Origin of the sequence: Butyricimonas hominis (assembly GCF_014287455.1) — a bacterium.
In the GTDB taxonomy this organism is placed as follows: Bacteria; Bacteroidota; Bacteroidia; order Bacteroidales; family Marinifilaceae; genus Butyricimonas; species Butyricimonas muris.
Genome location: NZ_JACOOH010000001.1, coordinates 609,495 through 624,038 on the forward strand (window position 1 = coordinate 609,495; position 14,544 = coordinate 624,038).

Sequence of the window (14,544 nt, forward strand, 5' to 3'; positions counted from 1 at the left end):
AAACTCTCTTTTATTTAGCGTCATGACTGCTCTCCATTTTCCTCCAAAAATGCTCTCGCTTCTCCTCGTGCCCGTATCACGGAGGAATTCACCACTTTCACGGGAATCGTCAACATCTGCCTCGCTTCCCGCCCTGCTTCCTCCGGCATCCCCTTCAATCGATACAACTTGAACAAGAGATGATGAGGCACTATATAATTAGGAATCATATTCGCCGCAAGGCGGTATTTTTGCTCCGCATCTTTCCATCGCCCCTGATAGAAATAACATTTCCCCAAATCACTCGCCAATTCAGACGTGGGACGTAAGCTCAATCCCTTTTCAAGCACGGGCTGCGCGTTAAGCAAATCCCCTCTCGTGTACAAAGTCCTCCCGTAACGTAAAACAAAATCGGGATTACCCCCCAAACGCTCGTAACACACCTTCAGCTCACTCGTCTTCATCCGGGAAAAAACCTCCCGGGCTTCTGTCAAAAGGATATCCGCTTTCTTCTCGTGATAATACTCGATAGACAAGACAAACAAGAATAAAACAACCGCTATTCTCAATATAAAAGCAAAACTCATGTCCAAATCAACAATCCATTCCCTAGCGTGACGGGCATCACGGGCGATAATTGCCAGTGAAATAATGGCAACAGCACTCACGAGCTCGACAGAGAGAGGATAACTGAACAGCCCGAATCCCAAGATCACAACCAAAACACCCCCGGCAAAACGAGAAACCCGATTCCCTTTCGCCGCGAAATACAACCCCATCACGACCACCCCCACGAAAAGCAACAACCCCACGCTCCCCGTTTCACAAGCCACTCGCAAAAATTCATTAAAAGCGTACTCGTTGTTTCCCGCCACCGACACGAACGGGGAATCGGGATGCATCTCGAACCACGCTCCCTGCGCAGGCATGTAGGCGGCAGAAAAAGAACCGCAACCAAACCAAGGTGCATCACGAAATATCGTACCGACAACCCGCCAAATCAAGAAACGCCCTTGCACCGACGCCGGATGCACCAGATAAAGAACATATATCATACTCACGGGAACAACAATCGCGAGCAGCAAGAAAATATATTTCCCGATGCGATACTTTTCACGGATATTTCCAAAGAACCGAGCAACACCCCATTCTCTCCCCGTCAACACGCTCCATAAAATTCCAATACCCAATCCTACCCACGCCGCACGGGAACCCAAGAATCCCAAGGTAATCAATAGTAACACGATCCCTATTCCCCTCGAACAGCGCGAATAAAACTTTTCCCTCCGATAAAAACCGACCAAACCGGCTAAACAAGCGATTGCAAGAAAAACAGCCAATATAGCGGGATTCATAAACCCTCCCGTTCCCGGGTACAAATAATGATACGATGGCAGCCAGCCTCGCGATTGAGCCCAAAACCACATCGCCTGAAAAATTCCGGCAACAAACAACACGTCAAAATAATACACCCTCACTCCCGTGTTTCGAACATAAACATACAACATGATCGCCGCACCACCTAACAGCAACTTCCAGGCAAATATAGAAGAGCCAATCCCAACCGTTCGCCCCGTGTACCACGTCACGAACAACAAGAAAAACAAATCTAACAAATTGAAACGACACCTCCTGCTCCCGGGAAACACGACCAAACAGACGAGCAACAACAACATACCCGCGAACCCTGCCGTAATCCCCGGTAAAGAACGGTCCACGTGGAGTAGCACGGGAGCAAGTATCAAAATAAAATATAACGGTACATTTTTAAGTGCAAACATATATCCTCATTTTATAAACATCCTACTTTTACCAAAGTCCCATCAACCGTCACACCATAAATATTTTGATCCTCCAAATCAAAATTTATATTTACCAAAGGTGTATCAAACAAACAGGATTTCACCAAATTCCCCTCCCAATCATACACGAGCAATGTCTGACACTCGAAAGCCCGTCCACGGTCTACCCGATAAGTTTTCCCGGAATAGAGAGCGTACACCCTGTCCCCCGTTACGGCAATATCTATGAACCCGAAACGATTATCTTGAGTGTATGCCACCCGGGAAGAAGGAACTTCCGTGATCTGCACACTCGGGTAGTGCAAGCGAACCGTTTTTACCCGTTCGATAGAACCCGCCACTATACGGCAAAAATCAATCGCACCGCTATACATATCGGCACACACGAAAGCGGACTGGTCGGGACTAACACGTAAAACACTACTGGCATAAAGTATTGCTTTCGTTTTTTCCCGCAAATCCGAGAACCCCGGGGTTTCAGGATAAGAGAGAAAATAGCGTGCCGAACCGTCCGCTAAAGAATAAAACAAATAGCGTCCCTCTTCATAAAGTCCCGTGGAAATCACGAAATTCTTCGCTTTCACCGCAACAAGATGTTGTTTCCCCTTAGGCAATTGAATAACGACCTCTTGACTTCCACCTCGTGAAAGCGGGGCAACCGGACTTTCTATCAATTCCCCTTTTTCGAAATCCAAAGCCGTCACGCTGGAACCGTCAAATGAATTGAAAGAACTCAACGAACGCACACGCTTCGAAGCCACAGAACTTCTCGCACCAACATCCCTCCGCTCCGGATGCTCCAAATCAAGAGAACGCCCAACCCCTTCCGAAGTATAGGTTGTCCCCACTACTAATTTATTCCCTCTCTTGACAAACCCATTCATATCATTTATCCCGCTTCGGGATAAATCTGCCAATCGCACCACGGTTGTCCTTTCGCTCTTTACCGAATCTATGCTATCGTCACCCGTGTAACGATCGGAGCACCCGAGCAAGATACTTCCGAGTAGCACATTCAATAACACTTGTTTCATTCCAGTATCAATGTTATTCCCTCAATATCAAGACCACCCAAAAGACAAAAGCCTTTCGCTTTAACACAAGGGTAATATGGATTCCCACCCCCGGATTCAGGAGCGGCAAGAGCTTCCAAATTCGTCATTTTCAAGGACGATTCTCCCTTTCGCGTATTAATACCCATATTCAAGTTCATCATCATCCACGACAACAGTATTACAAAAACTCCGATTTTTAACCATTTTTTTCTCATAACACAAATTATTTTGGTTTATTGCAAAAATGTTTCTTTTTGAATAAAAAAACGAACAAAAAGGTTGCGTGGATGTTGCGAGTTTTGTAAATTTGAAACAATAAATGATTTAGATGAATTTGCGTCTACAATATATTTGGTATATAACAATTTTTGCAGGAGTTATTGTCCTATGTGAACAACTCCTGCATTTCCAGACTCTGTACAAACAAAAGAAAAGTATTTACACACACGAGCAAAACGCCCAAATTAGGAATACTATAGACGAATTCAATGCAAAGTCTACGAATGTGGAAAAAACAGGAAATATACTTAGTTTCGATGCAAAAAATAATATTTTAAGCTATCTCAAAGAGGGAAATATCTCTCGATACCAACTAGACTCAAGAGATAATATCTCGGAAATAAGAACACGTGCTGTTTATGACCTCAAAGATCCCGAATTATGGACTTTAAGTAATTTCTATCAATATTTACAAGCAAAACAAGACTCCTCCTCTATTCAAAGCCTTGTTATACAATTTTTTATACAAGACAGTACAGACAAAATAAAAGATGCCTATCCCAAACAAGTCAAACAGCTTCCATCTTCTTTTGAATACAGCGTCCCGCTCGGTTTTATCTCTAAAGATACACTATTTGCCACGTATCATTATCCTGTCACTCTCTTTTTGCAAGCCGCAAGTTGGCAAATTACAATCATTATTTTAATCGCCACGATACTCATTCTCTGCATCATCAACCTTTACCTCAGTTTCCGCGACGAGAAAAGAAGCCGGGAAAACCAAGAGCAATATATCCATCACATCGTTCACGACTTGAAACGTCCCGTGGAGAATCAGATCAAAGCGAATTACCTCCTACGCCATCTGCAAGGAGAAGCACAAGCAAAAATCATCGAACAACGAGAACGGGAATCAAAAGAAATGTTGCGTTCCATTAACAGAATGTTGCTCCAATCTACTGACGCACACGGCTTACGATTGAACCCGAAAGAATTCAACTTACAGGAGATGCTTGAAACGTTAGCCCAGCCCGACCGATGGAGCATGGAAGAAGGTAAGGGATTCCACATCCGCTCCCGCTTCCTCGTGTCCGACAAGATGATTACCGGAGATCCAAACTTCCTGCATGCCGTTTTCCAAAACCTCATTGACAATTCTTTGAAATACTCAAAGGAACAAACGGAAATTATTATCACCTGTAGCGACTCGGGTGATAAACACGTGCGAATAGAAATAAAAGACAACGGACTGGGAATTAGCCCCGAAGCCTTGAAACACATATTTGAGCGTTATCACCGGGGAGACCATCAAGAGAACAAAAAAATCAAGGGACACGGGCAAGGCCTGTACTACGTCCGGCAGATTATTAAAGCTCACCGGGGTAAAATCAATATAGAAAGCACCTTAGGAGAAGGGACAACAATTATCATTACATTGCCGAAAACTATCAAAAAGAAAAATCACTGACAAGATGGAAAACAAAGCGCAAATCAAAGTCTTATACGCGGAAAATGATAAGGAAGGAGCCGATTTAACCCGGGCAATCCTCGAACTGCACGATTATTTCGTTGAGATCGCCCCCGACGGGAAGAAAGCATGGGAAGCCTATAAAAAAGAGAAGCCGGACATCCTGCTCTTAGACCTTGATATGCCTGAAATAGACGGCTTGGAACTCACCCGGCTTATCCGTGAAAAAGACCCCGGGACTCACATTATCATCTACACCTCGCACGCCAAACAGAAAAACGAGATCGCCGTCCTTGACGCCGGTGCCGACGAATTTTTCGGCAAAGATAAAGAGCCCGAAATGTTAGTAAAACATCTCAACCGCCTTCGGGAAAGGATCGTGAAGAAACTAAACAGCCCGAACTTATATCAACTTTCTCGCTACACCACTTACAACAGTACGACTCGTGTGATAACCATTCGGGGCGAGAGGAGGCAAATGCCAAGGGTGGACGGTCGCTTCCTGCACTTGCTGTGCGTCAAAAATCACGAAATCGCCGATAAAGACTTTCTTATTCAAGGGATATGGGGTAAAGCAAGCGCCAACAAAGAATCCGAACTAAAAAAATATGCCAGCCGGGTACGATTGTACTTGAATGCAGATCCCACGTTGCAAATCGAATGTCGGGACGGAGGATACATTCTCCTCTCCCTAGAGCAGTAATATCCCCGATTATACACCGACACCATGAGTGTTTAAGATGTATTGCTACCCTAAACCTACATGAATTCAGGAGGAATACCACATCACTTCCGGTGCAGTAGTACTTGAAAAGTTATTTATAAGCTATTAATTCCCTATTAAAACGCTATTGTTGTATAGGGTTTTAATAGCGTTTTAATAGGGAACTAATAGCGTTTTACACGGAAGTGAAGCGGAATTCATATGGAATTGCACCGAAATTCACCATGGTAATGAAGAGTATTACACCATGCCTTGATTTTAGATTCCACACGTTTGCCAATGCTATTTTTAACTCGAAATTTAAAGAAACTCCTCCGGCACTTCGTGCCACCTCCTCTATAAACAGAGGAGGAGCTGGAATACCATCCCTGATGCCGGAAAAGCAACCTGCAACTTGCCGAAGGCAAATGCAACCTGTAACTTGCAACTCGCCACGGGCAAATCAATGGATACCCGTGCGCCCGAGTTTCTCGTTCAACTTGCGGCGGATGGTGTTAATGGCATTTTTGCGGCGGAGAAGTTCCATAATCTGTTGGGGATCGGGGTTATTTTGCGATTCGAGGATACGATTGTCGATGTCACGGGAGAGCATTTCCACTCGACGCATCTTGTAGTTATCCAGAATTTTCGGGAGAAGCTCGGCAAGCTTCATTTGCTCGGTTTCGACGTAATTATCCATCTTGTACCAGATTTTGCTCAACTCGTAGGGCTCGCTTAAAATGTTGGCAGCGACGGTGCTAATCTTGATATCCGGGTGGGCGATGAAATAGCGAGCCGGAATAAAGGAAGGCGACTCGTATTGCTGCTGGTACTCGGTCTGAATGACACGAAACAGGGGATTCAATAGTTCCAGATCATCTTCAGCCAACTCACGGACGATAAATTCTCCCACGGAAACACTACGCATGAAACCGTTGTGTTCCTCCTCGTATAATTCGTTGTTGCCGAACAACAGCAAGTAACGCACGAGTACACTTTCCTCCAAATCACAGGGAGTGGCACCCCGCACGGGAGTAGGCGTAATCTGTATCTCGGGGACAGCTGAAGCGGAGTTTTTAACAGGTTGTTCCTCGTTTTTTAAACGTACTTTGGCGATCTCCGTGTAAAGCACCCGTTCCTCGACGTCCAACTGGTGGGCGGTTTCCCGCACGTAGACCGAACGCACGATGTTATCGGGTATCTTAGCAATACTTCGCACGATGTCGGTAATCAGGCGTGCCCGTTCCACGGGATCGTCCCCGGCAGAGCCTAAAAGCAGCTTCGTTTTGAAGTTAATAAAGTCCGTTTCGTTGTTAGCGATAAAGTCCGCCAAGTCATGCGGCGTGTGACTCCGGGCAAATGAATCGGGGTCTTCGCCGTCCGGGAGTAACAACACCCGCACGTTCAACCCTTCCTCGAGCACGAGGTCGATACCCCGGAGAGATGCCTTGATTCCGGCAGCATCCCCGTCATAAATGATCGTGACGTTGGGTGTCAGACGGCGAATCAGACGTATCTGCTCGATCGTGAGCGAGGTACCGGAAGAAGCCACCACGTTCTCGATACCCTTGGCATGAAAGGAGATGACGTCAGTGTATCCCTCCACCAGAATACAACGGTCTTGTTGCACGATCGACTTCTTCGCGAAAAAGATACCGTAGAGGGTTTTACTCTTGTGGTATATCTCGGATTCGGGGGAATTGAGGTATTTCGATATCTTCTTGTCGGTGGTCATGGTACGCCCGCCGAAAGCGATAACCTTCCCGGCAAGGTCCTGCACGGGGAACATCACGCGGGCACGGAAACGGTCGAAAAGTCCCCGGTCGTTCTCGATGGTGAGTCCCGTTTTCACGAGAAATTCCTGCTTGTATCCTTTTTCCTGTGCCGCTTTGGTGAAAGCACCCCACGCCTCGGGATTATACCCCAAACCGAATTTACGGATCATCTCGTCGCTGATACCCCGCTGGCGGAGATAACCCAAGCCGACGGAACGCCCCTCGTCGGTGTTCCAAAGCTGATACTGGAAATACTCGTTGGCGTAAGCGGACACGATAAGCATACTTTCGCGCTCGGTCTGTTCCCGCCGCTGTTCGGGGGTAAGCTCTTTTTCCTCGACGGGAATATGATATTTCTCGGCCAAATATTTCAACGCCTCGACATAAGACATCTGCTCGTGCTCCATGATGAAATTCACGGCATTCCCCCCCTTCCCGCAACCGAAGCATTTATATATGCCTTTTGCCGGGGAAACGGTGAACGAACCCGTCTTCTCGTTGTGGAACGGACATAATCCCAAGTAATTGACTCCCCGCTTTTTCAAGCTCACGAAGTCAGAAACCACCTCGTATATATCCGCCGCGTCAAAGATTTTCTGTATTGTAGCCTGATCAATCATACGACAAAGATAGGTATTATGGAATTGAAAATTGAAAATTGAAAATTGAAAATGATGTATTAGTATTAAAATCTCTGAAAAGTTACGCCGCTCAAGCGTTTTAACAATACTTTAACATGTTTGTAGTATTAGTGGAACGATATTTGTATACTTTTGCATGCGGAAACGTTTTGAGGTTACATCGTTTCCGCGTGCAACAATTAAATAGATCACCTATGGATGAGAATATGAATCAGAAAGAGGAGCTTTTAGTGGCCATCTCGGATCTTTTCCTAAGATTCGGGCTGAGAAGTACCTCCATGGATGATATAGCGAACCATTTGAAAATTTCGAAGAAGACGCTCTATCAACAATTTGCCAATAAAGACGACGTGGTAGAGCAAGTGATGCTATACAGAAGACGGGAAAGAATAAAAAGTGTCGAGGTGAAAGAGTTGGAAAACTTGAACCCGATCGAAGTGATCAGCCGGATACGGGATTTCATGGAGAGTGACTTGGGTAGCCGATTGCCCGCCAATTATTTCGACATGAGAAAATACCACCCCGCCGTGTATCAAAGAATAGCCGAGAAGGAAGAGAACGTGACGAAACAATTTCTGGTCTCCCTGCTGGATGACGGAATGAAAAAGAAGTATTTCAGGGAGGATATCGACAAAGAGTTGCAATTGTATTTGCTGGGCAAACAATTACACTTTTTGAGGGACCCGGATATCGTCGGCAAACTCGAATACCCTCTTTCGGTAATCATCACGACGATTTTTATCAATTTTGTTTACGCTATATCCACAGAAAAAGGTATAAAAGAGTATGAACGATTAAAAAATGAGTCAAAACAAGTGAAAGAGAAGTAAATTTATCCTACCGAAGTTTTTTTTGGTATGAGATTTGTATTGAGAGAAAAAACGCGTGAGAATTTCCCGGAAAATATAAATAATTAAAAACTATAATCTATGAAAAAAGGAATGACACTCTTCCTACTAATGCTTATCGTGCCTTGGATGCTTCACGCACAAGAAGCACCGCAAACGATCTCGCTGCAACAAGCAGTAGAGTTTGCCATCAAGCACAACAAAGAATTACAGGCCTCGCAGATGAACATCGAGTTGTACCGCCAAAAGGTTCGGGAATCCGTATCACAGGGATTGCCACAGATTAACGGTACAATGACTTACACCACGAATTTCGGGTACAAGATGGACTTTGGCGGACAAACTATCAAAATGAAAGACCAGTCGAATCTCGGAGTCAGCCTGCAACAATTGTTGTTCAGTGGTGAATGGATACTGGGAATGCAGACCAGTAAGATTGCCGTGAGAATGACGGAACAAGAAGTTGAATCGTCGGAACTGGATATCGTCGAGAATATCTATAATTCGTATTACACGGTACTCGTGACGGAACGGATGTTGGAAATCCTGCGCCAGAACCTGGAGAATATGAACGAGATTTACAAGCACACGGAAAACATGTATAACGCCGGAACGGTTGAAATCACCGATGTAGACCAAATCCGTATCAACGTGGGACAGCTGAAAAACAGCATGCTGTCGATGGAAAGAACGGTAGCGGTGAACTACAACCTGTTGCGCCTGCAACTCGGGTTGGAAGCCGGAGCCCCGGTTAAACTTTCGGACGGATTGGAAGTGTTCCTCGATAACGACAAATCCAGCCGTCTGTACTTGGAAAAATTCGACATCAACAACAACGTGAGCTATCAGTTGATCAACACGCAAACCGAGTTGAACAAGAAGTTGCTAGGCATCGAGAAATGGAGTTACGCTCCCACGATCGCCGGTTCGTACAATTTCAATTACAAGATTTTGAAACCGGCATTGGACATGAGCCCGAAGCACACGGCAGGCTTGACCATGAATATCCCGATCTTCTCGGGTATGCAACGCGACTCCAAAGTAAAACAAGCCAAAATCACGCTGGAGCAAACTTATTTGCAGAAGAGCCTGTTGGAAGACCAGTTGAACGTGCAGGACGAGCAATTGAAATTCAACTTGAAAAATGCCATGGAGAATTACAGTTTACAAAAAGAGAACATCGACGTTGCCACGCGGGTATTGCAGAACTACCAGAGGAAATACGAGTTGGGCGCCGTTTCCAGCTTGGATTTGACACAGGCAAACAACAATTACCTACAGGCAGAAACAAATTACACGGAGGCCGTTCTCACGTTGTTGCAAGCACAGGTAAGCCTTGAAAAATTGTATAACCAACTCCCGCGATAAACAACTTTGAATAATAAAAACAAACAAAAAATACAATGGTAAAGAATCTTATTCTATCGACAATAGCGTTAGCTATGCTTGCCGGTTGTTCCGGTAACAAAGATAAAGCGTCACAAAAAGACGTTGACGAAGCTATTCCCGTGAAGGTGCAAAAACTGGAAAGAACGGATATAGCCAAAACCTTGGATTACGCCGCCAACTTGGAAGCCGACAAACAGGTTTTCTATGCCCCGGCAGCCACGGGAAGAATTGAAAAGATTTACGTTGAAGTAGGCGACCGGATCAAGAAAGGACAACTGTTGGTCGAAATGGATAAAACAAACCTTATCCAAGCCGAAACTCAATTGAAAAACTTGGAAACGGAATACAATCGTGCCGTTCAGTTGAATAAAACGGGAAGTATTTCCAAACAAGCTTATGATGCAGCCGTAACCCAATACGAGGTGGCAAAATCAAACGTGGCATTCTTGAAAGAGAACACGCGCATGGAGGCTCCTTTTGACGGTATCGTTACCGGGAAATATTTCGAGGACAAGGAACTTTACACTGGCGGTTCGTTCGGTGGAGCGACGAAGCCTTCTGTTATCGCTATCGAGAAAATCAACCCGGTAAAGGCATACGTGAATTTGTCCGAGCAATATTACCTGACCGTGAAACCCGGAACGAAAGTTCAATTGAAGAGCAATATTTATCCCGACCGTGTGTTCGAGGGTACGGTAAGCATTGTTTACCCGAGCATCGACCCGGCTTCCAGAACGTTCACCGTTGAGGTCAAAATACCGAATAGTGACGAAGCGTTAAGACCGGGTATGTACGGAACGATCAATTTCTTCATCGGTAACACGGAAACCGTGGTTGCCCCGGCTATCGCCGTGTTGAAACTACAAGGTTCTAACGACCGCTACGTGTTCTTGAACAAGGACGGTAAGGCAAAACGCGTGGCAGTGAAACTCGGCAGACGTTTCGAGGATCAGGTAGAATTGATCAGTAACGACATTCACGAGGGTGACGAACTTGTTGTTGTCGGACAAGGTAGATTGGTGGACGGTTCTCCGATTTCTATCACGAAATAAATCATTTGGATCGCGGATTTACCCTCGATCTAAAATTTAAAATCTAAAATTTAAAATTCGAAATATGAGTATATACAATACAGCGGTCAATAAACCCATTTCTACCTTAATGGTTTTCCTTGCCATCATGGTATTGGGTATTGCCTCTTATATACAATTGCCGGTGGACCAGTACCCAAAAATGGACCCGCCTTACATCACGGTAATGGCTACCTACCCGGGTGCGAATGCCGCGGATATTGAAGAGAACGTTGCCAAAATCCTCGAGGACCAGTTGAACTCGGTGGACGACTTGAAAGAAATGACTTCCACTTCCTACGATAACCTGGCCGTCGTGTCACTGGAGTTCGAATGGGAAGTAAACCTTGATGAAGCATCTAATGACGTGCGGGATGCCGTGGATAAAGCGATGAACAACCTTCCGGATGATATCGACCGCCCCACGATCATGCGTTTCAACACGTCGATGATGCCTATTTTGATTTACGCAGTAACGGCAGAAGAGTCCTATCCCGGTATCGACAAGATATTGGACGATAAGTTAATCACCCGGTTGAACCGCGTGGACGGGGTAGCATCCGTTATCGTTGCCGGTTCCCCGGAACGCGTGGTTTACGTGGACCTTGACCCGAACAAACTGGACGCTTATAACTTGACGCTGGAACAGATCGGTAGCAAGATTCTCGCAGAAAACAAGGACATTTCTTCCGGTAACGTGAAGATGGGTGACATGGATTATACCCTACGTGTGGAAGGAGAATTCGAGGAAAGTGACCAGATCAAGAATATTGTACTGGGAACCCAAAACAACAAGATTATTTACTTGCGCGACGTGGCAAACGTTCGTGACACCTTGAAAGATATTACCCTTGAACAATCCATCAACAGAGGTCGGGGTGGTGTATTGATGGTAACAAAACAAACGGACGCGAATGCCGTGGCCGTGGCAAAACAAGCTAAAAAAGAGATCGAGCAAGCCTTGAAAGAGTTGCCGACAGATATCAAATTCCAGATTATCTCGGATAACTCGGACTTTATCGTTAAGTCCATCAACAACTTACAAGACTCTTTGATGTACGCTTTGATTTTCGTGGTTTTGGTCGTGTTCCTGTTCTTGGGACGCTGGCGTGCTACTTTTATCATCGCGCTGACAATCCCGATTTCTTTGATCGTTGCCTTTATCTACTTGTTCGCAACAGGAGAATCATTGAATATCATCTCTCTGTCATCCCTCTCTATTGCAATCGGTATGGTGGTGGACGACGCCATCGTGGTACTGGAAAACGTCACGAAACATATCGACCGCGGTAGCCGTCCGCGTGAAGCGGCAAAATACGGTACGAACGAGGTTTGGTTGTCTGTAATCGTGACCACGCTGGTTACCGTAGCCGTGTTCTTCCCGTTGACACTGGTAAGCGGTATGACAGGTATCCTGTTCAAGCAATTGGGTTGGATCGTTTGTATCACGGTATGTACTTCAACCGTAACAGCTATCTCGTTAACCCCGATGCTTTGTTCTCAATTGATGAAAATCCAAGAGAAAACGGACAGCAAGAAATTCAGCTTCTATAACTTCGTATCCCGGATGTTGGAGAAATTGGATAACGCATACGAACGTTTGATTCGTTGGGTACTTGTCCATAAATCGGTTACAATCGTGTCCATGTTCGCCCTATTCTTTGCTTCACTGTTCCTCGCTAAACTGATCAAGACGGACTTTATGCCCCAGAATGACCAGAACTACATGAACGTGTACGCCAAGATGCAATCCGGTCAGCGCGTGGAGGTAACGAAGAAAGTGGCATTAGATATAGACTCGGTGATTCGCAACAGTATCCCGGAAATCACGCTGATCAACCTTTCATACGGTAGCGAGGAAGAAGCATCTTTCGCTTCCATGATGAACAGCACGGGTAACAATATTCTGAACATGCGTCTGAGAACGGTAGATATAAAAGACCGTAAACGTAGCGTATTCGAAATTGCCGACCAAGTGCGCGGAATCTTGAAACAATTCCCGGACATCCTGCAATACACGGTAACCACATCGAGCGGTGGCTCCATGGGCGGTAACACGGTAGACGTCGAGATCATGGGACACGATTTCAACACGACGACCAATCTGGCACACCAGATTGCCACTGAAGCCCGTTCTATCCCCGGCGCAGAGGATATCAAGATCAGCCGGGACGAGGATAAGTCAGAACTTCGCGTGGTATTGGATCAGAACAAACTGGCCCGTCACGGGTTGACAACTTCCGAGGTCGGTTCGTACTTGCGTAACCGCATCTACGGGTACCGGAACAGTAAATACAAAGAAAACGGAGAGGAATATGATATTATCGTACGTTTCGACGAGAAATATCGTTCAACCCTGTCCGAGATCGAGAATATCATTATTGTTGACGGTAAAGGAGAAAAGGTTCGTTTACAAGAACTCGGAACGATTGAAGAGTTCTTCTCTCCGCCAAACATCGAGCGCAAGAGTAAACAGCGTATCTTGAAAGTATCTATTACCCCGGCAGCGGGAGTTGCATTGGGAGATATCGCGGAAGCGGCACAAACTCTCATCAATAACTTGGAAGATGTTCCGCAAGACGTGAGCTTGTACATCGGAGGTAGTTACGAGGATCAACAGGAATCGTTCAGTTCTTTGATCATGTTGTTGTTACTGTCGTTGATGTTGGTGTACATCGTGATGGCGGCACAGTTCGAGTCATTCAAGATGCCGTTTATCATCATGTTGGCTATCCCGTTCGCATTTACCGGTGTGATCCTTGCATTGTTGATCACGAACACGACATTGAGTATCGTTGCCGCCTTGGGAGCCGTTATGTTGGTGGGTATCGTGACAAAGAACGGTATCGTGCTGATCGACTTTATCAACTTGATGCGTGAACGCGGAATCCGCTTGTACGATGCAATCGCCCAAGCTTGTCGTTCTCGTTTGCGTCCGGTATTGATGACGTCGTTGACGACTATTCTGGGTATGGTGCCGATGGCATTGAGCGTGGGTGAAGGTTCTGAAACATGGCGCCCGATGGGTATCGCCGTGATCGGTGGTATGATTTTCTCCACGATCATCACCATGTTGATCGTACCCGCCGTATACGCGGCCATGGACAAGAGCGGAAGCCGTGACAAACAGAAAAACCTCAGAAAACAATTCAAGTTCATGAGTGATTTCGACGCGGAAAGAGATCTCCCGAAGAAAAAATAAATCACATTTATGATTTTAGATTTACGATTTTGAAAAGACCTGTCCGGTTGCTAATCGTAAATCTAAAATCAAAAATTAAACATAGTCAATATGAAAAAAGCAGTATTTATCACATATAATCAAGCCTTGACAGAGCGTGTCGCTTATATCCTTGACCAATTGCAAGTGCGGGGATTCACGCAATGGCCGCTAATCAACGGGGCAGGGACCACGGATGGCGAACCCAGAATGGGTAGCCATACATGGCCGGAAATGAACTCTGCCACTTTAACCGTTGTTGAAGAAGAGATGGTTCCCTTGATTCTGAAATACGTCAAGAATCTGGACGAGGTAAACAAAGAAAACGGAATCCGGGCTTTCGTCTGGGATATCACGGATATGTATTAAAAAAAG

At 45.6% G+C, this 14,544-nt stretch carries 11 protein-coding genes; 7 read left to right on the forward strand and 4 right to left on the reverse strand.

Translation table 11 applies throughout. The features are described 5' to 3' along the window. Window positions 1–20: 20 nt before the first annotated feature. From H8S64_RS02350 to H8S64_RS02360, 3 genes are read right to left on the reverse strand one after another with little or no spacing between them, the layout of a single operon-like run. On the reverse strand, window positions 21–1,760 hold the full coding sequence (locus H8S64_RS02350) for an O-antigen ligase family protein (protein ID WP_186974792.1): 1,740 nt from the start codon (window positions 1,758–1,760) through the stop codon (window positions 21–23). An 11-nt stretch (window positions 1,761–1,771) separates the two neighbouring features. Beyond that, on the reverse strand, window positions 1,772–2,815 hold the full coding sequence (locus H8S64_RS02355) for a BF3164 family lipoprotein (protein WP_186974793.1): 1,044 nt from the start codon (window positions 2,813–2,815) through the stop codon (window positions 1,772–1,774). Beyond that, the gene (locus H8S64_RS02360) at window positions 2,812–3,051 is read right to left on the reverse strand and encodes a hypothetical protein (RefSeq protein ID WP_186974794.1); all 240 of its coding nucleotides are present in this window, start codon (window positions 3,049–3,051) and stop codon (window positions 2,812–2,814) included. The genes H8S64_RS02355 and H8S64_RS02360 overlap by 4 nt, the downstream gene beginning before the upstream one ends. Before the next feature lie 290 nt (window positions 3,052–3,341). Here H8S64_RS02360 and H8S64_RS22690 point away from each other — a divergent pair, with 290 nt between their 5' ends. Beyond that, complete coding sequence (locus H8S64_RS22690) at window positions 3,342–4,523, forward strand: sensor histidine kinase (RefSeq protein WP_186974795.1); 1,182 nt, start codon at window positions 3,342–3,344, stop codon at window positions 4,521–4,523. Window positions 4,524–4,527: 4 nt separating this feature from the next. Then, the gene (locus H8S64_RS02370; RefSeq protein WP_186974796.1) at window positions 4,528–5,226 is read left to right on the forward strand and encodes a response regulator transcription factor; all 699 of its coding nucleotides are present in this window, start codon (window positions 4,528–4,530) and stop codon (window positions 5,224–5,226) included. A 463-nt stretch (window positions 5,227–5,689) separates the two neighbouring features. Here H8S64_RS02370 and dnaG read toward each other — a convergent pair whose 3' ends face one another. Continuing rightward, window positions 5,690–7,621 carry a DNA primase gene (gene dnaG, locus H8S64_RS02375; RefSeq protein WP_186974797.1) on the reverse strand — a complete coding sequence of 644 codons (1,932 nt, stop codon included), beginning with the start codon at window positions 7,619–7,621 and terminating at the stop codon, window positions 5,690–5,692. Between the two features lie 215 nt (window positions 7,622–7,836). On the opposite strand from dnaG, the gene H8S64_RS02380 reads away from it, so the two are divergent. The 5 genes from H8S64_RS02380 to H8S64_RS02400 all read left to right on the forward strand — a co-directional run bounded on the left by H8S64_RS02380 (window position 7,837) and on the right by H8S64_RS02400 (window position 14,538). Continuing rightward, window positions 7,837–8,472 (forward strand): TetR/AcrR family transcriptional regulator, encoded by a 636-nt coding sequence (locus tag H8S64_RS02380; protein WP_186974798.1) that lies wholly within the window; start codon window positions 7,837–7,839, stop codon window positions 8,470–8,472. Window positions 8,473–8,571: 99 nt separating this feature from the next. Beyond that, entirely contained in the window at window positions 8,572–9,858 is a 1,287-nt protein-coding gene (locus tag H8S64_RS02385) for a TolC family protein (RefSeq protein WP_255469391.1), read from the forward strand. Window positions 9,859–9,893: 35 nt separating this feature from the next. Next, window positions 9,894–10,931, forward strand: coding sequence for an efflux RND transporter periplasmic adaptor subunit (locus tag H8S64_RS02390; RefSeq protein ID WP_099291224.1), 1,038 nt, complete (start codon window positions 9,894–9,896; stop codon window positions 10,929–10,931). A gap of 64 nt (window positions 10,932–10,995) precedes the next feature. Then, window positions 10,996–14,151, forward strand: a complete 3,156-nt coding sequence (locus tag H8S64_RS02395; RefSeq protein WP_186974799.1) for an efflux RND transporter permease subunit — start codon at window positions 10,996–10,998, stop codon at window positions 14,149–14,151. A 90-nt stretch (window positions 14,152–14,241) separates the two neighbouring features. After that, on the forward strand, window positions 14,242–14,538 hold the full coding sequence (locus H8S64_RS02400) for a PG0541 family transporter-associated protein (protein ID WP_186974800.1): 297 nt from the start codon (window positions 14,242–14,244) through the stop codon (window positions 14,536–14,538). Window positions 14,539–14,544: the final 6 nt, after the last annotated feature.

Bases quoted from the DNA above. Each gene is read 5' to 3' on its own strand.
- H8S64_RS02390 (WP_099291224.1), top strand. From the start codon at position 9,894: ATGGTAAAGAATCTTATTCTATCGACAATAGCGTTAGCTATGCTTGCC.
- H8S64_RS02380 (WP_186974798.1), top strand. From the start codon at position 7,837: ATGGATGAGAATATGAATCAGAAAGAGGAGCTTTTAGTGGCCATCTCG.
- H8S64_RS02360 (WP_186974794.1), bottom strand. From the start codon at position 3,051: ATGAGAAAAAAATGGTTAAAAATCGGAGTTTTTGTAATACTGTTGTCG.
- H8S64_RS02395 (WP_186974799.1), top strand. From the start codon at position 10,996: ATGAGTATATACAATACAGCGGTCAATAAACCCATTTCTACCTTAATG.
- dnaG (WP_186974797.1), bottom strand. From the start codon at position 7,621: ATGATTGATCAGGCTACAATACAGAAAATCTTTGACGCGGCGGATATA.
- H8S64_RS02385 (WP_255469391.1), top strand. From the start codon at position 8,572: ATGAAAAAAGGAATGACACTCTTCCTACTAATGCTTATCGTGCCTTGG.
- H8S64_RS02370 (WP_186974796.1), top strand. From the start codon at position 4,528: ATGGAAAACAAAGCGCAAATCAAAGTCTTATACGCGGAAAATGATAAG.
- H8S64_RS02355 (WP_186974793.1), bottom strand. From the start codon at position 2,815: ATGAAACAAGTGTTATTGAATGTGCTACTCGGAAGTATCTTGCTCGGG.
- H8S64_RS02400 (WP_186974800.1), top strand. From the start codon at position 14,242: ATGAAAAAAGCAGTATTTATCACATATAATCAAGCCTTGACAGAGCGT.
- H8S64_RS02350 (WP_186974792.1), bottom strand. From the start codon at position 1,760: ATGTTTGCACTTAAAAATGTACCGTTATATTTTATTTTGATACTTGCT.